Source organism: Streptomyces sp. DSM 116793 (assembly GCF_057320905.1).
Window position 1 is genome coordinate 2174277 of the sequence record NZ_CM170494.1, and the last position, 18826, is coordinate 2193102.

Sequence of the window (18826 nt, forward strand, 5' to 3'; positions counted from 1 at the left end):
GATATGTGGTCTTTCTCACCATGGCGAGGCAGGTGATTCCGCCACGCGCAACCCGCTCCCGGCCGTCCCGACGACCGCCAGCGAACCGTCCTCGTCCGTGCGCAGCACCGTGGCTCCGCCTGCCCGGAGCGCCGCGACCGTACGCGGCGAAGGGTGGCCATAAGGGTTGTCCGCGCCGCACGAGATCAAGGCCAGCCTGGGTGCGGCCTTCCGTATCAGCAGCGGATCCTGGTAGGCGGAGCCGTGATGGGCAACCTTCAGCACGTCCACACGCCCCAGCCCGGCCCCTGCCGGACCGCTCAGCAACGCCTGCTGCGCCACCGGCTCCAGATCCCCGAGCAGCAGCAACCGCAACCCGCCGGTCCGCACCAGCAGCGCCACGCTCGCGTCATTCGGCCCGTCGGGCTCCGGCGCCTGCTGCGGCGGAGGCCACACCACCTGCCACTCCAGCGCCCCTGCCCTCCGCCGCTCCCCCGCCACCGCCTGCGTGACCGCGATGTGCCGGGCCGCGGCCGCCCTGCGCACGAACTCCGCCTCGCTCCGCGGCTCCTGGAACCCGGTGGTCTCGATCATCCCGACCTCCCGGCCCCGCAGCACACCCGGCAGCCCGGCAACATGGTCGGCGTGGAAGTGGGTGAGCAGCACCATCCGGACACGGGTGACGCCCAGCGTGCGCAGGCAGTGGTCGACCAGGACCGGGTCTGGCCCGGCATCCACCACCACGGCCGTGCCGTCACCCGCCGCGAGCACCGTGGCATCGCCCTGGCCCACGTCGCACATCACGAACCGCCATCCGGGCGGCGGCCAGCCCGCCAGCACCCGGGGCAGCGGTCTCGGCTGCAGGACCAGGAGCAGCAGGCCGCAGACGCAGACCAGGCACGCCCAGGGGTGCCCGATCAGCTTCCGCCCCGCCAGGGCCACCGCCGCGCCGACCGCGAGGAGCAACAGACCGCCCCGCCAGCTCCCGGGCCAGTCGACGCGGGCCCCGGGCAGGCCCGCACCGGTACGGGCGATGGCCGCGAGCCAGCCCGCCGGCCACCCGGCGCACCAGGCGAGAGCCCTGGCGAACGGCATGGCCACCGGTGCAGCCACCAGCGCACCGAACCCCAGCACGGTGGCGGGGGCCACCGCGAACTCGGCCAGCAGATTGCACGGCACCGCCACCAGGCTCACCCTCGACGCCAGCGCCACCAGCACCGGAGCGCACACCGCCTGAGCGGCTGCCGCGGCCGCCAGCGCCTCCGCCACTCTCGGCGGCACGCCCCTCTCCCGCAGCGCCCCCGCCCACCGGGGCGCGAGCGTCAGCAGGGCGCCGGTCGCCAGCACGGAGAGCAGGAAGCCATAGCTCCGCGACAGCCACGGGTCGTACAGGACGAGCAGCAGTACCACCGCCGCCAGCGCCGGAACGAGGGATCTGCGCCGGCCCGTCGCGACGGCGAGCAGCGCGATCCCGCCGCAGGCGGCGGCCCGCAACACGCTGGGCTCCGGCCGGCACACCACCACGAACGCCAGTGCCAGCAGTCCGCCGAGCAGTGCCGCGCCGCGCAGGCCGATACCCAGGCGTGGCGCCAGCCCACGCCGCTCGGCACGGTGCGCAAGGCCCGGCGGTCCGATCAGGAGGGTCAGCAGGATGGTGAGGTTGGCACCGCTGACCGCCAGGACATGGGTCAGGTCGGTCGCGTCGAACGCCTCACGGAGCTCCGGCGGCACACGGCCGGTGTCCCCGACCACCAGCCCCGGCAGCAGCGCACGCGCATCCGGCGCCAGGTCCTCCGTGGCCGTACGCAGCCCTGCACGGAGCCGGCCGGCGAGTCGCTGCGGCGCCGACGGCCGCCGGACCACCCTGGGTGGCGCGTCCCCCGCCACTCTCACCACGGCGGCGATCCGGTCGCCCCCGGAGGACGGCGGAGCCAGCCGCGCCGGCACACGCACCCGGGTACCGGGCAGCAGTCCCTCCCACGCGGAGGCGTGGGCCGCTTCGGCCCTTGCGCGCGGCGGGCCCGTGCCGGGGTTGTCGACACCTTGGCCGGGCGGGGCGGACCGGGCGGCCTCTCTCCGCGTGGCCTGACCGGCCGTGCCTGCGGCCGTCCTCGGCCGGGGCGCCTCGGCGATCACCAGGACCGGGGTCCGGATGGCATGGGTCGCGCCGTCCGCGGTGGCGACGCGTACGGCCCGAGCATCGAGCACGATCGCCGTCGGAGCCATGTGGTCGCCGGTGACCCGGGGCCGGGTGCGGTGCGGATCCGAGCTGATCTCCACATCGACGGTGACCTGGGCGTACGTGCGGGCCAGCGCCGGCAGGGGACCGCGTCGCAGGTCGACGCCGTGCAGGGCCGCGGAGGCGGCGGAGGCGGCGACACAGAGCAGGACCGCCGCCGCGGACACCCGCGCCCACGGCCGACGCCCGCGGCCCCGCTGCGTGCCCTGCCCGGCCGCCTTCCTCGCCAGTGCGGCGAGGGCTGCGGCCAGCAGCGTGGACAGCGCCACGACCGTGACGGCCAGGCCCGGTGGTGCGTGCAGCATCAGGGCGGCCGTGCCCCAGGTCGCCAGGGCCGGCGGGACCAGGCGCAGATCCGGCGGGCCCTCCTGCCGGGGATGGGATGCGCCGAGCCGGCCGGGTGCGTCGCGGTGAACGGCCGGGCGGGCCTCCGAGGGCGGGCCCACGGAACCTCGCTCGCCGGAGTCCGCCCTGCGGCCGGGCGGACGGGGTGGTCCTGTGCCGTCGGCCCAGTGGGCGGCGGTGACGTAAACGTCGAGCGCGGCGGCTCGGGCGCGGGAGGCGACGGCGGCTCCGGCACGGGTGACGGTGACTCGCGCGTGGGGAGTGGCAGCGGCTCGGGCAGGGGTGACGGTGACTCGCGCGTGGGACGTGGCGGCGGCTCGGGCAGGGGTGACGGTGACCCGGGCGTGGGGAGTGGCAGCGGCTCGGGCACGCGTGACGGTGACCCGGGCGTGGGGCGTCGTGCTGGGACCGGTCACCGTACCGGGGTGCGTGCTGCCGGCCGCGTGCGTGGCGCTGTCGCCCGGCGGCGTCCGGGCGTTCATGGCCGTACGAGATTCCGCAGGTCGGCGAAGCGGCGGTCGCCGATGCCGTTGACTTCGCGGAGCTCGTCCACGGAGCGGAAGGAGCCGTGCTGTGTGCGGTACTCGATGATGTGCCGGGCGAGGACCGGGCCGACGCCCGGGAGTGTGTCAAGCTGCTCCAGGGTGGCGGAGTTCAGGCTGATGGGGGCCGCGGGGGCCGCCGCGGCGGCCCCGGCACCGCCGCCCACCGCTTGCGCTCCCATCGCGCCGGCGCCCGTCACCGCGCCCGCCGCCGCTGTCCGCTTGCCGACGACCACCTGCTCGCCGTCCACCAGGAGCCGGGCGCGGTTGAGCCCGTCCGTGGAGACACCAGCGCGGACTCCACCGGCGGCCTCAAGCGCGTCGGCGACCCGCGAGCCGGCGGGCAGCCGCTGCAATCCCGGGCGCCGCACCTTGCCGGTCACATCGACGACGATCATGGTGCTGCCCGTCCCGCCGGTGGCGCCCGGGCTTGCCGTGCTGTGCGCGGCCGGCGCCTCCTCCGGGGGCGGCTCCTCGCGAGCCCCCTCGGGTGCCGCCCGCACCACGTCCGGTGCCTGGACCGACTGGCTTCGACCGGCCCAGAAGTGCTGCACGGCGAAGGCCGCCGCGGCGACCAGCACCACGGTCAGGGCGATCAGGCTGCGGATCTCCAGGCCGAAGCGGGCCTGCAGGGACTGCATCCACAGGGGCAGGCGGTCCCGCACCGCGGCGGAAGCCCTCGCTCGCCAGGAGCCGGCCTTCCGGTTCGCTGCTGCCGAGTCGCTCCCCGGCGAGCTGATCCGTTCACCGGCCTGGCTGTCAGCTCCCGCACCGGCCCGCGCGCCGCTCTCTCGCGTATTGGCCCGGGTGCCACTCTCGCGCGCGCCCGGGGGCCCGACCTCGGGAGGACCGCCGGAGCGGGCCTCGGCCGCGATTCCGGAGGCGCCCGTGGGAAGGCCGACGGAGCCGGTCTCCGGATCGCGCCGGGGAGCCGTCGCCACCGGAGGGGTACCGCCGGCGCCCTCGGCAACCGGCCGCGCTGCGGCGGCCGCAGGCCCGCCCGGGGTCACGGAGGCCGCCGGCCCCCGAACCCTCGGAGGCTCGCCGAACACCACCGCCGCGCGTAACCGCATGGCCTCCTGTACGGCCTGGTGCCGGCGGGCGCGGGTGCTGCGCGTGTGGACTCGGGGGTGACGGGCGCGGCCGTCGGAGCCGGGGCCACGGCCGGGCCCGCTGGTCGCTGTGGTCGCCTTGCGTACGGAGAGTGATCGAGTTGCCATGCCCGAGACGGTAGTAAGCGCCGCCGCGCATTGTGGATCTTGGTCAATTCCGGTGGATTACTCAGCAGTTGTGGAAAATCTCGTCACCCGGACGTGTGAAGAACCGCGGGGTCCGGTACCCGGACGAGCCTCCCCGGCCACCCCGGGGGCCACCCTTGCCTCTCCGGCCGCTCCGGCCGCTCCGCCCGTCCGGCCGCTCCGCCCGTCCGGCGGCTCCGGCGACTCCGGCGACTCCGGCGACTCCGGCGGCTCCGGCGGCTCCGGCGGCTCCGGGCCATCCTGGTCGCCGGTCACCCCAGAACACAATGCGCGACCGGGACGGCGCCAAAGCCCACGCACCGCCCACCGCACCCATCACACCGACCGCACCGACCGCACCGACCGCACCGACCGCACCGACCGCACCGACCGCACCGACCGCACCGACCAGGGAAACCCCACCCGACGGAACCTCCCCACGTCAGTGCGGTGACACCACGGCGCCGAGGAGCCCCGGACCGGTATGCGCCCCGATGACCGCGCCGACCTCGCTCACATGCAGGTCGGCCAGGCCTGGTACCCGGTCCCGCAGCCGGTCGGCGAGGAGTGCCGCACGCTCCGGTGCGGCGAGGTGGTGCACCGCGATGTCGACCTCGGCGGTCCCCGCCCGCTCGGCGACGATCTCCTCCAGCCGGGCGATGGCCTTGGATGCCGTCCGTACCTTCTCCAACAGCTCGATACGGCCCGCGTCGAGCTGGAGCAGCGGTTTCACAGCGAGCGCGGAGCCCAGCAGCGCCTGTGCGGCGCCGATCCGGCCGCCCCGGCGGAGGTAGTCGAGCGTGTCGACATAGAAATATGTGGCCGTGCCAGCCGCTCGCTTCTCCGCCGCGTTGACGGCCTCGTCGATGGTGCCGTCCGCCTCCGCGGTCTCCGCCGCGGCCAGGGCGCAGAAGCCGAGGGCCATGGCGACCATGCCGGTGTCCACGACCCGTACGGGTACGGGCGCCTCTCGGGCCGCGAGGACCGCGGCGTCGTAGGTTCCGGAGAACTCGGCGGACAGGTGGAGGGAGACGATGCCTTGCGCGCCCGCCTCGGCCACCTTGCGGTAGGTCTCGGCGAAGACGGCGGGGCTGGGCCTCGACGTGGTCACCGGTCGCCGCTTCTGGAGGGCCTGGGCGAGGGAGCGCGCCGAGATCTCTGTGCCCTCCTCCAGTGCCTGGTCGCCCAGGACCACGGTCAGCGGCACGGAGGTGATGCCGTGCCGCTCCACCATCCGCTGCGGCAGGTAGGCCGTGGAATCGGTGACGATGGCGACATGGCGGGACATGAGCTGGAGATTACCCGCAGGTGGCGCCGGTCGGCAGCCCAGCCCCGTCCGGCCGTGTGCAGGTCATGTGGTGTTCTCGGGGCGGGGCTTCTTCTGCCAGGGGTGGGTGCGCTGCCGGACCGGAGGAGTGAGCTCCGGGCGGGAGGCCCCGCGGGCGTCCGCCCGCGCGGTCGAGGAGGGGGCGTCCGGCCAGGCCTGCTCGGCTCCCGGGGCGTCCGGCGCCGGGGGCTCCGGCCAGCCGGGCGCCGGCGGCCTGGTTCGGTGCTCACGGGATGCTGAGGCCGGCCCGGGGGCGTGCTGCCGCTGCTGCGGGGGCTCGGTGTCGTGCGCCCAGTGCCGCAGCGCTCCCGCCTCCATGTCGATCTGCGCGCTGAGGCTGTCCAGATCGTCGTCCGAGAAGCGGTGCGCGCGGTCGCGGGCGGCCCAGCGCAACGCGTCCGCGGACTCCGTGATCCGCTGGGTGCGCCGGCGCAGCTCGGGGAGCCGGGCGGCCAAGGCCGAGCGGTCGGGGTCGCGCTCCAGGCGCTTCAGCTCGTCGTCCAGCTCGTGACCGTGGACGCTGAGGCGTTCGAAGAGGCTGAGGGACTCCTTCAGCGACCCGTCCTCCGCCGCCTTGGCGTGCAGGGCGTCCTGGGTGGCACGCATGGTGGTGCGCAGCCGCAGCCGCAACTGGGCCAGCTCGCCGGCGACGCCGGGCTGTGCGTACGCCTTCGCGCGCAGGGCGGAGTCCTCGACCGTGCGCCTGGCCTGGGTGATGGTGTGGTCGACGCTGCGCTTGGCTGCGCCCACCACCCTGACGGTGGCGTAGACGCCGAGCACCACGAACAGAAGGAACAGCACCGCCATGACGGCGATCACGGTCTCCATGACCCTCCTTACGGTGCTGACAGCCCCGACAGCCCCGACAGCCCCGACAGCCCCGACAGCCCCGGGACGAACCGCTCCGGCGCTCGCGCGGCTCCCGTCTCTCCACGGTAAACGTAAAACCCGCGTCGGGGGTTCCGTCGTACCCCTCAACCCTCAAGCTGCCCCTACAGGAGACGCCCGACCTGCCCGATGGCCACCCACCGCCCCCCGCGCCACACACGCGACAACGGCCCCAGCAACCCCGGCAGGGAGCCGCGCGGACGCCCGAAAGCCGCACCGCACCGGCGACCGGAAAGGCGGCATCACACAGACGGCTCGACAACGGCACCGCACCGGCGACCCGAAGGCGACAGCACACCGCCACCTCGAGGGGGCGCGCCGCCATCCCGAGGCGTCGCGCCGGCATTCGACCGGCGCACCCACTCCGCAGCGGCGCACCCACTCCGCAGCGGCTCGCCTCCACCGGCAACAAGAGCAACCAGCCCCCAGCGGGCCGACCGCAGGACAACCGCGCCGACAGGCCCGGGCACGGCGGGCGCTCACAAGGGGGGTCCGCGGCCGATATGGAGTCCAGCAGAAACGACGAGGGCGATCCGGTCGCACTTCGCAGCGGATCCGGATCGCCCTCGTACTTGTGGAGCTAAGGAGAATTGAACTCCTGACCTCCTGCATGCCATGCAGGCGCTCTACCAACTGAGCTATAGCCCCGAGTGGCCGCCTTCCGGTTGCCCGGCGGCTGCGCCAACTTTACACGGTCCTCCGGGTGGATCACCAAATCGTTTGGGACCCCCGCCCCCGCCGCACCGCCCCGGACGGACCCACGGCGTCACGACGCCGTGCCAAAGCGTCAGTGGCAAAGCCTCACCGCGATGGCGAAGCCGCACGCACTGGCAAAGCCCCACCACAGTGGCGAAGCCTCACGCGCTGGCAAACCTCACGCAGTGGCAGGGCGTCACGCGGTGGCGAAGGAGTAGAACCGTTTCAGGGTGCAGTGCTCGTCCAGGAGCCGACCGTAGATCGGCTCCCCCTCCAGCTCCCGGTAGGTCTCGATGGGATCGCCTTTTATGATCAGCGCCCGCGCGCACTCCTCACACCAGTACTGGTAGTCCGGGTTGACCGGTTCCATGTCACGGACGATCGGAGTGCCGCTGCCGCACCAATCGCACTTCCGCCTGTGCGCACCCATCTATCAGCTCCAGCTATGGCCGCAGGCCGTGCACACGTAGGAGATTCCGCCGTTGTCGCCCAGCATCTGGGCGACGTGGGAGGACCCGCACGACGGGCAGGTGAGGCGGGTCTTGAGACAGGGGCCGGAGGACGGCGCGCCGGGTGAGGCGCCGCGGAGGGGCCGGGTGGGGAGGGGCCGGGTGGAGAGGGGCCTGGAGGGAGTGGTCGGATCTGGTCTCCTCACCGCTTCGAGGAGGCGGTCGGCCTCCCCGAGGATGCACGCTGGCATCACTTCTCCCTCCCGTCGGGCGTCCCCTACCGGCAGTTTGATTCTGCCACGGAGGAACGAGGCGGTCATCGACGCAGGCGTACCAGTCCGGACACGGCACCGAGGACGGCGGCCCCCGCGAGAGCGATCATGCACACAAGGAGGGCATCCGCGGACGCATGCCCTCCGGGGGGCACATGCGCGGCGAGACGGTTCAGGAAGAGCGTGCCGAACGCGGCGACGCCCAGTACCGAGCCGAGCTGGGTGACGGTGGCGAGCAGTCCGCTGGCGTCGGCCGCGTGCTCGTGCCGTACGTCAGCCAGTGCCCTGGTGAGCGTCGGGCTGAAGGCGAGCGCCATGCCGATACCGAGGGCCGAGTAGGCCACGAGTACGGCCGCGCCGCCGGTCCCCCCGCCGTGCAGGATCAGGCCCACGGCGGTGACCGCCGCCGCGGTCAGCAGGAAGCCGACCGGGACCAGCGCCTTCTGCACGGCGCCAGGCCAGCGGCGCCAGGTCTGCCCGACGAGCCCGAAGGCCGCCGCGAGGGGCACGAAGGTCAGGCCGGCGCGCAGCGCGCTGAAGCCCAGGCTGCTCTGCTCGTGCAGGGTGAGCGCGAAGAGGAATCCCGCGTTGATCGCCATGGTGACGGCGATCCGGAAGACGGCCCGGCCCATTCCGGAGCCGCGCAGGAGCCTGGGCGGGATGATCGGTGCGCCACCGCGCCCGGCGAGCCGCGCCTCGTACCGGCAGAACAGCGCGAAGACCAGGGCGGCGGCTGCCAGCGAGAGCCAGGACCACACGGGCCAGTGCTCCTCCTGGCCGAGCACCAGGGGCACCGTCAGCAGCGTGACCGCTGCGGCGAGCAGGACCAGACCGCGGAGGTCGAGCCCGCGGCCGCGCGCCCTCTCCACGCTCTCGCGCGGCAGCACACGCCGGCCGCACAGCAGCAGGACGACGCCGATCGGCACGTTCACCAGGAACACCGGCCGCCATCCGGTGCCGAACAGGTCGGCGCTGACCAGGACGCCGCCGACCGCCTGACCGGCGGCGGAGCCGGTCGCCAGCACCGCCGTGTAGGTGCCGAGCGCACGGGCGCGGGCCTCGCCGGTGAAGGTGCGCTGGATCAGGCTGAGCACCTGGGGGATCATCATCGCGGACCCGCCGCCCTGGACCAGCCTGAAGACGATCAGCTGCACTGTGCTGCCGCTGAGCCCGCAGGCCAGGGAGGCGGCCGTGAACACCGCGAGGCCGGCGAGGAACATCCTGCTGTGCCCGTGCAGCCCGCCCAGGCGGGCACCGGTGATGAGCAGGACCGCGTACGTGAGGGTGTACCCGGCGATCACGAGTTGCAGCTGAGCCCCGGAGGCGCCCAGGTCGGTGCGGAGGGTGGGGGCCGCGACGTTGACGACGAACACGTCGAGCAGCGCCATGAACTGGCCGGCGAGGACGACCGCGAGCAGTCGTCCGGGGTGGTTGTCGGGGCCGCGGGTTCTACTGGGAGCGCGGTGTGGGCTCCCGCCGGCGGTCCCCGGGGTGATGGTGGTCATGGCAGCGAGCCTCACGCCGACCGGATACGGGTAACGAGAGCCCGCTGATGCTGGTACCGGCAGCACCTGGCAGACACCGGGCGGGCAGCGCAGGATGGGGGATGTGACGACTATGGCGACGACACAGCGCCGCAGGCCGGAGCTGGCCGCCTTTCTGCGCAGCAGGCGGGCCCGGGTGACGCCGGCGGACGTCGGTATGCCACCGGGCTCGCGCCGGCGCACTCCCGGCCTGCGCCGCGAGGAGGTGGCGCAGCTGTCGGGGGTCGGCGTGACCTGGTACACCTGGCTGGAACAGGGCCGCCCGATCAACGCGTCGCCGCAGGTCCTGGACGCGGTGGCGCGCACCCTGCTGCTCGACCAGCCGGAGCGCGAGCACCTGTACCACTTGGCGGAGGTGCCGTACACGCCTGATCCGACGGCTGTGACGCAGAGTGTGGGCCCGGAGATCCAGAGCATCCTGGACGCTCTCGACCCCCGCCCGGCCGTGGTCTACAACGCCCGCTACGACGTCCTGGCGACGAACCGGGCCTATCGCGAGCTGTTCTTCCTGGTGGGGTCGCCCCGCGGCGGTCCCCGCAACGCTCTGTGGACGCTGTTCACAGCGGAGACCCCGGTGTGTGCGCTGCTACACCGGGAGTGCCAGGTGCCGACGCTGGTGGCGACGCTGCGCTCGGCGTACGGGCGGCACGCCGGCGAGCCGGCCTGGGAGCGGTTCATACGGGAGCTGTCGGCGGCCAGTGAGGAGTTCGCGCGGCTCTGGGAGAGCGGCGACGTGGTGCCGCCGGGGCCCCGGGTGAAGAGCTACCTGCACGAGGCGGTCGGCGAGCTGCGCATGACGACGGTCTCGCTGTCGATCAATGGGATGCCGGAGTGCCGGATCGTCACCTACAGCCCGGACGACGCGGAGAGTGAGCGCCGCATGGCCGTCCTGCGGGAACGGGCGAGGGGCGCCGGTCCCTCGCCACTGCCCCACGCGCGCGTGCCGGCTTCAGCGGCCCCGGAGAGCTGACCCCCGGAGCGAACCGGGAACGCTCGTACCCGCCCACCGTGCCCCACGCTCGGTAGGTCTTGCACATGTACCGGAGGGCCGGGTTTCCCCCGGTAGGCCTGGAAGGGGTGCGGGTGGCGAAGCCCCCGCCACGCGAGGCGTGGCCGGGCAAAAGGACGAGGGCGAGGTCGATCCGCGCTTTCCGCGGACCAACCTCGCCCTCGCACTCGTGGAGCTAAGGAGAATTGAACTCCTGACCTCCTGCATGCCATGCAGGCGCTCTACCAACTGAGCTATAGCCCCTTGTGTTCGTCCCGCTCCGTGTGGCGAACAAGCAGAACTCTAGCCTGCGAGCTGCCGGAATGTGAAATCCGGGCCAGCGCGGGGCACCGGCCCGGGGTCAGTCGTCGTCGCCGAGCACCGGCTCGGGCAGGGTTCCGGCGTTGTGCTCGAGCAGCCGCCAGCCGCGCATGCCCTCGCCGAGGACGGACCAGCAGCAGTTGGAGAGCCCGCCGAGGCTCTCCCAGTGCCATGGTTCGAGGCCGAGCAGGCGCCCGATGGTGGTCCGGATGGTGCCGCCGTGGCTGACAACGACCAGGGTGCCGTCGGCGGGCAGCTTCTCCGCATGGCGCAGCACGACGGGGGCGGCACGGTCGGCGACCTCGGTCTCCAGCTCACCACCGCCCCTGCGCACCGGCTCGCCGCGTTTCCACGCCGCGTACTGGTCGCCGTACGACGCGATGATCTCCTCGTGCGTCAGGCCCTGCCAGACGCCCGCGTACGTCTCCCGCAGGGCGTCGTCGTAGGTGACGTCCAGGCCGGTGACACGGGCCAGCTCGGCGGCCGTGTCGACCGCCCTGCTGAGGTCGGAGGCGAGGATCGCGTGCGGGCGCAGCGAGGCGAGCAGCCGGGCGGCACGGCGGGCCTGGCCGCGTCCGGCCTCGGTCAGTGCGATGTCCGTGCTGCCCTGGAAGCGGCGTTCGAGATTCCAGGCCGTCTGGCCGTGCCGCCACAGGATGACACGGCGGCCGCGGCGGCCGCCGCTCATCGCAGCTCCCCGCCGAGCTCGCGAAGCTCCTCGGCCTCCTCTGCCGCCCGCTCGCGCTGTGCGTACTGCTCGCTCCTGCCCCGGGTGGCCTTGGCGTCGGCGGGCAGCTCGATCTCCGGGCAGTCCTTCCAGAGCCGCTCCAGGGCGTAGAAGACGCGCTCCTCGCTGTGCTGGACGTGCACGACGATGTCGACGTAGTCGAGCAGCACCCAGCGGGCCTCGCGGTCGCCCTCCCGGCGCACCGGCTTCGCGCCCAGCTCCTTGTTCAGCCGCTCCTCGATCTCGTCGACGATCGACTTGACCTGGCGGTCGTTGGGCGCGGAGGCGAGCAGGAAGGCGTCGGTGATGGCCAGCACGTCGCTGACGTCGTACGCGATGATGTCGTGCGCGAGCTTGTCGGCGGCGGCCTGGGCGGCGGCGTTGATGAGCTCGAAGGAACGGTCCGTGGCGGTCACTACTCAGCTTTCGGTCGGGACATGACGGCGCCGGGGCGCGCGGGAACGCGCCTGCCGCCGGCGGTGCGTCGCGGTCAGTACGTCCCAGGGTCTCACGGACCGTCGACGGCGCCTCAAACGATTACCGCCGGCTGTCAGGGCGTCACCCGGGAAGGCCGCCGCCGAAGGCCCCGTCGGGGCACGGCCCCGACGGCTAGGGCGAGGCGGTCTCCTTCTTGTAGTGGTAGTCCTCGCCGAGGGTCACCGACACATCGGCGTTCGCCGGGACGTCGCCCTTCCTGACGGCACCACTGGGCAGGCCGAGCGTCTCGGCGACCTCGGATGCGTCCTGCTTCTTCGCCGCGTCCGCGTAGGTGACCTGCGAGGACGTGCGTGCCGTGGTGTTCGCTCCGCCGTCGATGAAGGTGTAGCCGCCGTTGACGAGCGCGACCCGTGCGGAGTCGGTCGCCGCCTTGGCGCCGGTGGCGTTCCTGACACCGACGCGTACGGCCGCGCCCTCGTCAGGGGCCTTGACGGTGCCGCCGAGCACGTTCTTGACCACACTGTCGGTGGCCTGCTCGCTGACCGTGCCGTCCGGCTGGACCGGCAGCACCATGGTCTTGTAGTCGCCGCCCTTGGCGTGGTCGGCGAGCTTGGCGAGGAAGGCGCCGAGGTCCTTGTCGGTGAGCGAGGGGTCGAGGATCTGGGCCAGCGTCTGGACGGTGACCGTGGCGGACTGCGGGTCGGACGACATCTTGCGCAGCACCCCCAGCAAGACCTGTCCGAACCTGTTGAGCTGCGCGGTCTCCGGCTCGCCCGGCGCACGGTAGGTGGCGTAGGCCACGGCCATCGGGCCACTGAGGGTCTGGTTCTCACCCTTCTTCACCAGTGGCCCGGTATCTCCCTTTTTCCCTTTTTTGGCGTTCGGGTCGGGCACGTTGGCGTCGGTGGTGACGTCGATGTCGCCGACGAGTTCGACGAGGTTGTCGAGGTAGGGCGTGTCCAGCCGCCAGGTGCCCTCGATCCGGGTGCCCAGGAGGGTGTCGATGGAGTCGCGGGTGCCGCTGGAGCCGTCGTCGTCGACGGACTTGGCCAGGGTGGTCGTGGTGCCGTCGTCGCCGGTCAGGGCGAGCGAGTTGGGCAGCAGGAGGGTGGTGCCGTGCTGGGTGGTGGTGTTGTCGACGAGCAGGGCCGTGGAGGTGCCGCCGCCCTTGGTGTTGTGCAGATGGACGACGATGACGTCCCGGTTCTGCGGTCCCGTCGCCTCGGCGGCGCCCTTGGTGCCGCTGTCCGAGAGGCCGGACAGCTTGCCCGCGTACCAGAGGTAGCCGATGCCGCCGGCGGCGACGAGCGCCAGGACGACGACCAGGGCGATGACGCGGCTGCGGGCCCGCCGCCTGGCCTCCTCCCGCCGCTCGGTGCGGCTCTCGGTGAACTTGAGCCAGTCGATGACGTCGTCGGACTCCTCGTCGGGATCCTCGACGAAGGAGAACTGTTCGGTCCGGTACTCGCCGTCGGACGCGCCCCCGCCCGGCCCGCCGGCGTCGGGGCCGCGCTCCCGAGGCGGCTGTACGGGCCCCTGCCGCCCTCCGGGGTCCGTCCCGGGGCCGTAGGGGTCGTAGGAGCCGTACGCGTCCTGAGCGGGCACCACGGGCTGTCTGCCGGTCCCGTACGGGTCCTGCGACCCCGGCGGGACCGGCGGCACTATCGGCTGCCGCCCGGTCCCCTGCGGGTCGTGGGGCGGCACGGCGGGCTGCTGCCCGGTGCCGTACGAATCCTGCGGGGGCACCACGGGCTGATGGCCGGTGCCGTACGGGTCACGCCCCGTGCCGTAGGCGTCCTGCGGCGGCACGACGGGCTGCTGCCCCGTCCCGTAGGCGTCCTGCGGCGGCACGACGGGCTGCTGAGCCGTGCCGTACCCCTCGTGCTGCGGGGCGGCGGGCTGCTGACCGGTCCCATAGGGGTCGTAGGGCGGCACGTCGGGCTGCCGGGCAGTGCCGTACGGGTCGTCGTAGCCGTACGGCCGGCCGTAGGGATCCCGGGTCTCCTGGGCGGTCCGCTCGGGCGGCACCTGGCGGTACACGGGCTGGCCGTAGGCGTCGTAGCCGACGATCTCGTACCGGTCTCCCGCGTATCCGTCGTGTCGCTCGTTCACAGGTGCCCTCCCGGCTCAGGTGCCGCGGTACAGGTTGCGCTTGGCGATGTAACGCACCACACCGTCCGGAACGAGGTACCAGACGGGATCGCCCGCCGCGACTCTCGCACGGCAGTCCGTGGAGGAGATGGCCAGCGCGGGGACTTCCACGAGCGTGACACCGCCCTCGGGCAGGCCCGGGTCGGCGAGCAGGTGCCCGGGGCGGGTGACGCCGATGAAGTGCGCAAGGGAGAACAGCTCGTCGGTGTAGCGCCAGGTGAGGATCTGGCTCAGGGCGTCGGCCCCGGTGATGAAGAAGAGATCCGTGTCGGGGTTGAGATCGCGCAACTCGCGCAGGGTGTCCGTGGTGTAGGTCGGGCCGCCGCGGTCGATGTCGATCCGGCTGACCGAGAACTGCGGGTTCTCCGCGGTGGCGATGACCGTCATCAGATAGCGGTCCTCGGCCGCGGAGACCTCCGTCTCGGTCTTCTGCCAGGGCTGCCCGGTCGGGACGAACACGACCTCGTCGAGCTGGAACTGCGAGGCGACCTCGCTGGCGGCCACCAGGTGGCCGTGGTGGATCGGGTCGAACGTTCCGCCCATCACGCCCAGGCGGCGCTTGCCCGGGCTCACCGGGCCCGCCGGAACGTCCCGGCGGGCGGCCGGCCTGTGCTGACCGGTAGGCATGTCCTGCTCTCCCATGCGTGCTGACCCTACCGGCCCGGCCACGGGCCCGGGCGGGCCCCACCGGCGGCGGGGAGGGGACCGCGCCGGTTCAGCGGTCCCGGTTGAAACGGGTGGTGATCCACAGCAGCAGAAGGAGCACGAAAAGCGCGCCGCCGCCGGTGAGGTAGGGGCTGAGGCTCGGGTGGTTGCCGCCCTCGCCCTCGGCGGCGAGAGTGACCATCTGGGCGGCTGTGCTGTGGAGGCTCATCGTCGGCTGGACCTATCCGGAAGGTGGTGTCGGGCAACGGACTGAAGACTTCCGGGCCATCGTATGCGGGTGCGTCGCCGGCGCTCACGCCGACTCTGGTCTACGGCTCCCGCCGCGGGGCCCCGGTGTCCCCGGGAGCACTCCTTGCGGCCGTCCTGTCATCGGTGTCCCGGGCCGTGCTCCCGCCGTCCCCGGCCGTGCCCGAGGTGCCCGCGGCGCTCTCGGGGCCGGGTGCCCCGGACGACGGCGCGTCCGCCGCGGCAGCGGCCTCTCCCGGGGCACTCCGTCCGCCGTCGCCCCTGGATGAGCGCTCCGGGGCGCCGTCCTCGGGGGAACGGTCGTTCCGGTAGCCGCGGAGCAGGAACCACGCCATCAGAGCGGCGCCGACCAGCAGCACCGCCAGAACCGTGCGCAGAAGGGGGCCCGGCCCCTGCTTCTCCGCGGCGCTCGCGGCACCTGCGAGCCAGGCGGTGTGAGAGATGTACTCCATGGGGGGCGACTCCTGGGTGACTGCGGCTCGCACAAATGTCATGGAATGTGCACAGCCGCACGTGTGCGCTGCCCCGTCACCGTAACTCCGCTTAGGCTGGAGCCCGCCTCGGGGGCACCGACACCGCATGGGGGATGGCATGACCGACGCCGACTACGAACCGCACGACCGGGTGCCCGGCAGGTCCCGCTCGCGGTTCCCCGGGATCTCCTCCCGGGCGTACGAGCACCCGGCGGACCGCTCCGCCCTGGTGGCGCTGCGCAGGCTGAGCGGGTTCGACACCGTGTTCAGGACGCTCAGCGGCCTGCTGCCCGAGCGCAGCCTGCGGCTGCTTTTCCTGTCGGACTCGGTGCGGGTGTCGGACGCCCAGTTCGTGCACCTCAACGACATGCTGCGGGACGCCTGCTACATCCTGGACCTCAAGAAGATCCCGCCGATGTATGTCAACCAGGACCCCCAGCCGAACGCGATGTGCATCGGCCTGGACGAGCCGATCATCGTGGTCACCACGGGACTGGTGGAGCTGCTCGACCAGGAGGAGATGCGGGCGGCCATCGGCCACGAGGTCGGCCACGCCCTGTCCGGTCACTCCGTGTACCGCACCGTCCTGCTGTTCCTCACCAACCTGGCGCTGCGGGTCGCCTGGATCCCGCTCGGCAACGTCGCCGTGATGGCGATCGTGACCGCACTGCGCGAGTGGTTCCGCAAGTCGGAGCTGTCGGCGGACCGCGCGGGGCTGCTGGTCGGGCAGGACCTGCGGGCCTCGATGCGCGGCCTGATGAAGATGGCGGGCGGCAACCACCTCCATGAGATGAACGTCGACGCGTTCCTCGAACAGGCCGAGGAGTACGAGGCCGGGGGCGATCTCCGGGACTCGGTGCTGAAGATCCTCAACATCCTGCCGCGCACGCATCCGTTCGCGACGGTGCGCGCCGCCGAGCTGAAGGCGTGGGCGGAGTCCCGTGACTACCAGAGGATCCTGGACGGCCACTACCCGCACCGCGACGACGACGGGAACACCTCCGTATCCGACTCGTTCCGGCAGTCGGCGGCCTCCTATGCGAGCGATGTGCGCAACTCCAAGGACCCGCTGATGAAACTGGTCTCCGACCTCGCGGGCGGCGCGGGCGACCTGGGCGGCAAGGTGCGCAGTGCGTTCGGCTCCTTCGGCGGGGGCGCGGGCTCCGGCACCCGGGACCGGTCCTCCGGAGCCGGGAAGGACCCGGGCGACGAGCCCGGTCCCGGGACGGACTGATCCCGCTCACGAAACGGACGGACTGGGCTCGGCGGTGGGGGCGAGCGTCCCGCAGAGTTCGGCGGCCCGGCCGGTCGCGTAGGGGTCGGTGCCGGCGTGCGGCCCGCCCGGCTTCGCCTTCTGCCCGGCGAGCAGCGGCCGCAGCCGGTCCGCGGAGCGGGCGGAGCAGGACAGCGGCCCGGCCTGCACATAGGCGCCGAACACAGCGGCCTGGTGCAGCCGCAGGTCGTCGCGGTCGAAGCGGAACACCATCTGGCGGCGGACGGTGAACAGCGAGACCTGACCGTGCCCGCCCGTGCCGTGCCCGGCGGGGCGCAGGGCGTAGACGAAGGTGTGGTCGGAGGTGACCTCCAGGGTCTGCGCGCTGGTCTCGGCGGCGTGCAGGGTGCCCTCGACGCGGATCTCGGGGTCGGCGAGCCGGGTGGTGGTGGGGTCGAAGCGGACCAGCCAGCCGGTGGGGGCGTGCCGCCCGTCCGCGGCGGGGTGGGCGAAGCTCAGGTCGAACTGGTCGAGCTGCTGGGAGTCCACCAGCAGCCGCACCGGGCGCACGACACGGCCCGCGAGCACCTCCGGGTCGAGCGACGACTCGACGAGGTAGTCCTTGGCGGTGAGCAGCGCCGCCACCACCTGGCCCTCCGAGAAGTGGGCGGTGCTCCGCGAGATGGGGAGGTTGATGCCCCGGGCACCCACCCTGAACTGCGCGGCGGGGCTGTGCGCGAAGAGGTACGCGGCGCTGTCGGCGCCCGGCACCGGCTGGGGCGGGGCGAGCGGGATGACGGTCATCCGAAGGGGCTCGGCGCGCGGCGCGGGCGGGGGCTGGTTCGGGCGGCGCACGCCCATGTAGACGGCGGTGCCGAAGGCGACGGCGATCAGCAGGACGAGGATCAGGGCCTGCCGGGAGAGCCCGCGGTGCAGCGAGGGGCGGCGGCGCACGGCGGGGGCGTGGTCGGCCATCCGCTCCTGTGCGGAGAACTCCTGCAGACGGGCAGCGCGGACGAACGACTCGTCGAAGACGACGGATCGGTACTCGTCCTCACCGCCGCCGGGCACGCCTTCGGGTGCGCCGTCCGGTGGGTGTCCTCCTGGCCCGCCCATACCTTCAGGGTAGGTCGCCGGGCTGTCGGGTAAACGCACTGCTGCACGACAACTTCGGACAGCTTTCATCCGGCGTTCGGGCCGACTTCACGCCATGGAGGGCCGCCTGACGGCCCGTACGGCGGCGAAAGGGTGCACGGGGCCCCCGGTGTGCACGCGGCCCCGGGGTGTCCGGGGAGGCCTGGCGGGCCGGCAGAGGCCCGTCTACGGGCCGTGGGGCGCCGTGGAGACCGGGGGCCTGCTGTGCTCCGGCAGGCCCCGGCCGTGCTCCGCGGAGGCGCGGGTGCGGGCGCTCGGGCTACCGCCGGGGGAGTGAACCCGGTCGTCCGCCGGGGCGCTGGGGGTGCCGCCGTGCCGGCCCGGTGTCTTTCCGACGTCTGTCGAGGCGGGTGCCGGGACCCGGTCCTGGCGGCCGGAGGAGGCGCCCCGGTAGACCGCGGTGAAGGCCAGGGCGACCATGCCGACGCCCATCACCACGGCGAGCAGCCAGGCCACCGGGCGGTGCCAGCGGGCGGGCGCGCCGTAGCGCAGGCGGCGGCCGTAGCCGTCCTCCAGGAGGTCGGGGTCGTAGAGGTCGTCGTCGAGCTCGTGGCCGTACCGGCCGCGGGTGTCGTCCGGGTCGAAGCCGTCCTCGTAGAGGTCGTCGTCGGAGCGGGAGCGGCGGGTGCGGGCGCGGCGGGCCTCCGCCTCGGAGGCCTCCGCCCGCGCCTCCGCGGCCGCCAGCAGGCGCTCCACGGCCGTGGGCTCATGGACGGGCGCCGACCTCACGAATTCCTCGTCGAAGACCACGGAGGCGAACTCGTCGTCCGCGTCTCCGTGGTTGTGGTCCTTGTCGGGCTCCCTGCCGTCCGGGAACGGCGCGCCCCCCACATTCTCCGGCACATGACCAGCGTAGACCTGGGGGGTCAATTTGGGCAGACGGTAAGGAAATTCTCCCAGCCCGTGAGACGGCCGACCGGGACGGCCCC

17 protein-coding genes and 2 tRNA genes are annotated in these 18826 nt (G+C 73.2%); 2 read left to right on the plus strand and 17 right to left on the minus strand.

Annotated elements, in window-relative coordinates; genetic code table 11:
- Positions 1-15: 15 nt before the first annotated feature.
- The 8 genes from ACSMXW_RS09085 to ACSMXW_RS09120 all read right to left on the minus strand — a co-directional run bounded on the left by ACSMXW_RS09085 (position 16) and on the right by ACSMXW_RS09120 (position 9480).
- Complete coding sequence (locus tag ACSMXW_RS09085; protein ID WP_485805068.1) at positions 16-2664, minus strand: ComEC/Rec2 family competence protein; 2649 nt, start codon at positions 2662-2664, stop codon at positions 16-18.
- Positions 2665-3041: 377 nt separating this feature from the next.
- Positions 3042-3746: a ComEA family DNA-binding protein gene (locus tag ACSMXW_RS09090; RefSeq protein ID WP_485805070.1), complete on the minus strand. Its 705-nt coding sequence runs from the start codon at positions 3744-3746 to the stop codon at positions 3042-3044.
- A gap of 1039 nt (positions 3747-4785) precedes the next feature.
- Entirely contained in the window at positions 4786-5631 is an 846-nt protein-coding gene (locus ACSMXW_RS09095) for a DegV family protein (protein WP_485805072.1), read from the minus strand.
- 63 nt (positions 5632-5694) lie between these two features.
- Positions 5695-6498 (minus strand): hypothetical protein, encoded by an 804-nt coding sequence (locus ACSMXW_RS09100; RefSeq protein ID WP_485805074.1) that lies wholly within the window; start codon positions 6496-6498, stop codon positions 5695-5697.
- Between the two features lie 635 nt (positions 6499-7133).
- A tRNA-Ala gene (locus ACSMXW_RS09105) sits at positions 7134-7206 on the minus strand.
- Between the two features lie 244 nt (positions 7207-7450).
- Positions 7451-7684 (minus strand): hypothetical protein, encoded by a 234-nt coding sequence (locus ACSMXW_RS09110; RefSeq protein WP_016643127.1) that lies wholly within the window; start codon positions 7682-7684, stop codon positions 7451-7453.
- A 3-nt stretch (positions 7685-7687) separates the two neighbouring features.
- Positions 7688-7954, minus strand: a complete 267-nt coding sequence (locus tag ACSMXW_RS09115) for a hypothetical protein (RefSeq protein WP_485805078.1) — start codon at positions 7952-7954, stop codon at positions 7688-7690.
- A gap of 65 nt (positions 7955-8019) precedes the next feature.
- Positions 8020-9480 carry an MFS transporter gene (locus ACSMXW_RS09120; RefSeq protein ID WP_485805080.1) on the minus strand — a complete coding sequence of 487 codons (1461 nt, stop codon included), beginning with the start codon at positions 9478-9480 and terminating at the stop codon, positions 8020-8022.
- A 112-nt stretch (positions 9481-9592) separates the two neighbouring features.
- Here ACSMXW_RS09120 and ACSMXW_RS09125 point away from each other — a divergent pair, with 112 nt between their 5' ends.
- Entirely contained in the window at positions 9593-10489 is an 897-nt protein-coding gene (locus ACSMXW_RS09125; protein ID WP_485805082.1) for a helix-turn-helix transcriptional regulator, read from the plus strand.
- Between the two features lie 209 nt (positions 10490-10698).
- Here ACSMXW_RS09125 and ACSMXW_RS09130 read toward each other — a convergent pair.
- The 7 genes from ACSMXW_RS09130 to ACSMXW_RS09160 all read right to left on the minus strand — a co-directional run bounded on the left by ACSMXW_RS09130 (position 10699) and on the right by ACSMXW_RS09160 (position 15508).
- Positions 10699-10771: transfer RNA gene (locus tag ACSMXW_RS09130), tRNA-Ala, on the minus strand.
- A gap of 97 nt (positions 10772-10868) precedes the next feature.
- A complete protein-coding gene (locus ACSMXW_RS09135; RefSeq protein ID WP_485805084.1) occupies positions 10869-11516 on the minus strand; it encodes a histidine phosphatase family protein in 648 nt (215 codons plus the stop codon).
- Positions 11513-11971 (minus strand): ribosome silencing factor, encoded by a 459-nt coding sequence (gene rsfS, locus ACSMXW_RS09140; protein ID WP_485805086.1) that lies wholly within the window; start codon positions 11969-11971, stop codon positions 11513-11515. The genes ACSMXW_RS09135 and rsfS overlap by 4 nt, the downstream gene beginning before the upstream one ends.
- Before the next feature lie 193 nt (positions 11972-12164).
- Positions 12165-14105, minus strand: a complete 1941-nt coding sequence (locus ACSMXW_RS09145) for an LCP family protein (RefSeq protein ID WP_485805088.1) — start codon at positions 14103-14105, stop codon at positions 12165-12167.
- Between the two features lie 15 nt (positions 14106-14120).
- Positions 14121-14786, minus strand: a complete 666-nt coding sequence (gene nadD, locus ACSMXW_RS09150; RefSeq protein ID WP_485805090.1) for a nicotinate-nucleotide adenylyltransferase — start codon at positions 14784-14786, stop codon at positions 14121-14123.
- Positions 14787-14859: 73 nt separating this feature from the next.
- Positions 14860-15018 (minus strand): hypothetical protein, encoded by a 159-nt coding sequence (locus ACSMXW_RS09155; protein WP_485805092.1) that lies wholly within the window; start codon positions 15016-15018, stop codon positions 14860-14862.
- A gap of 100 nt (positions 15019-15118) precedes the next feature.
- Positions 15119-15508: a hypothetical protein gene (locus tag ACSMXW_RS09160; protein WP_485805093.1), complete on the minus strand. Its 390-nt coding sequence runs from the start codon at positions 15506-15508 to the stop codon at positions 15119-15121.
- A 139-nt stretch (positions 15509-15647) separates the two neighbouring features.
- Between ACSMXW_RS09160 and ACSMXW_RS09165 the strand changes: the two genes are divergently transcribed.
- A complete protein-coding gene (locus ACSMXW_RS09165) occupies positions 15648-16763 on the plus strand; it encodes a M48 family metallopeptidase (RefSeq protein WP_485805095.1) in 1116 nt (371 codons plus the stop codon).
- A gap of 6 nt (positions 16764-16769) precedes the next feature.
- On the opposite strand, the gene ACSMXW_RS09170 is transcribed toward ACSMXW_RS09165, so the two are convergent.
- Both ACSMXW_RS09170 and ACSMXW_RS09175 read right to left on the minus strand, forming a co-directional pair.
- Positions 16770-17858: an SCO2583 family membrane protein gene (locus ACSMXW_RS09170; protein ID WP_485805096.1), complete on the minus strand. Its 1089-nt coding sequence runs from the start codon at positions 17856-17858 to the stop codon at positions 16770-16772.
- Between the two features lie 204 nt (positions 17859-18062).
- Positions 18063-18740 carry an SCO2584 family spore wall biosynthesis protein gene (locus tag ACSMXW_RS09175; RefSeq protein WP_485805098.1) on the minus strand — a complete coding sequence of 226 codons (678 nt, stop codon included), beginning with the start codon at positions 18738-18740 and terminating at the stop codon, positions 18063-18065.
- Between the last annotated feature and the right edge of the window lie 86 nt (positions 18741-18826).

What these genes read in the sequence shown, in the direction of transcription:
- ACSMXW_RS09090 (WP_485805070.1), bottom strand. Translation starts at nt 3,746, where the DNA reads ATGCAGTCCCTGCAGGCCCGCTTCGGCCTGGAGATCCGCAGCCTGATC.
- ACSMXW_RS09095 (WP_485805072.1), bottom strand. Translation starts at nt 5,631, where the DNA reads ATGTCCCGCCATGTCGCCATCGTCACCGATTCCACGGCCTACCTGCCG.
- ACSMXW_RS09100 (WP_485805074.1), bottom strand. Translation starts at nt 6,498, where the DNA reads ATGGAGACCGTGATCGCCGTCATGGCGGTGCTGTTCCTTCTGTTCGTG.
- ACSMXW_RS09110 (WP_016643127.1), bottom strand. Translation starts at nt 7,684, where the DNA reads ATGGGTGCGCACAGGCGGAAGTGCGATTGGTGCGGCAGCGGCACTCCG.
- ACSMXW_RS09115 (WP_485805078.1), bottom strand. Translation starts at nt 7,954, where the DNA reads ATGCCAGCGTGCATCCTCGGGGAGGCCGACCGCCTCCTCGAAGCGGTG.
- ACSMXW_RS09120 (WP_485805080.1), bottom strand. Translation starts at nt 9,480, where the DNA reads ATGACCACCATCACCCCGGGGACCGCCGGCGGGAGCCCACACCGCGCT.
- ACSMXW_RS09125 (WP_485805082.1), top strand. Translation starts at nt 9,593, where the DNA reads ATGGCGACGACACAGCGCCGCAGGCCGGAGCTGGCCGCCTTTCTGCGC.
- ACSMXW_RS09135 (WP_485805084.1), bottom strand. Translation starts at nt 11,516, where the DNA reads ATGAGCGGCGGCCGCCGCGGCCGCCGTGTCATCCTGTGGCGGCACGGC.
- nadD (WP_485805090.1), bottom strand. Translation starts at nt 14,786, where the DNA reads ATGGGAGAGCAGGACATGCCTACCGGTCAGCACAGGCCGGCCGCCCGC.
- ACSMXW_RS09155 (WP_485805092.1), bottom strand. Translation starts at nt 15,018, where the DNA reads ATGAGCCTCCACAGCACAGCCGCCCAGATGGTCACTCTCGCCGCCGAG.
- ACSMXW_RS09160 (WP_485805093.1), bottom strand. Translation starts at nt 15,508, where the DNA reads ATGGAGTACATCTCTCACACCGCCTGGCTCGCAGGTGCCGCGAGCGCC.
- ACSMXW_RS09165 (WP_485805095.1), top strand. Translation starts at nt 15,648, where the DNA reads ATGACCGACGCCGACTACGAACCGCACGACCGGGTGCCCGGCAGGTCC.
- ACSMXW_RS09170 (WP_485805096.1), bottom strand. Translation starts at nt 17,858, where the DNA reads ATGGGCGGGCCAGGAGGACACCCACCGGACGGCGCACCCGAAGGCGTG.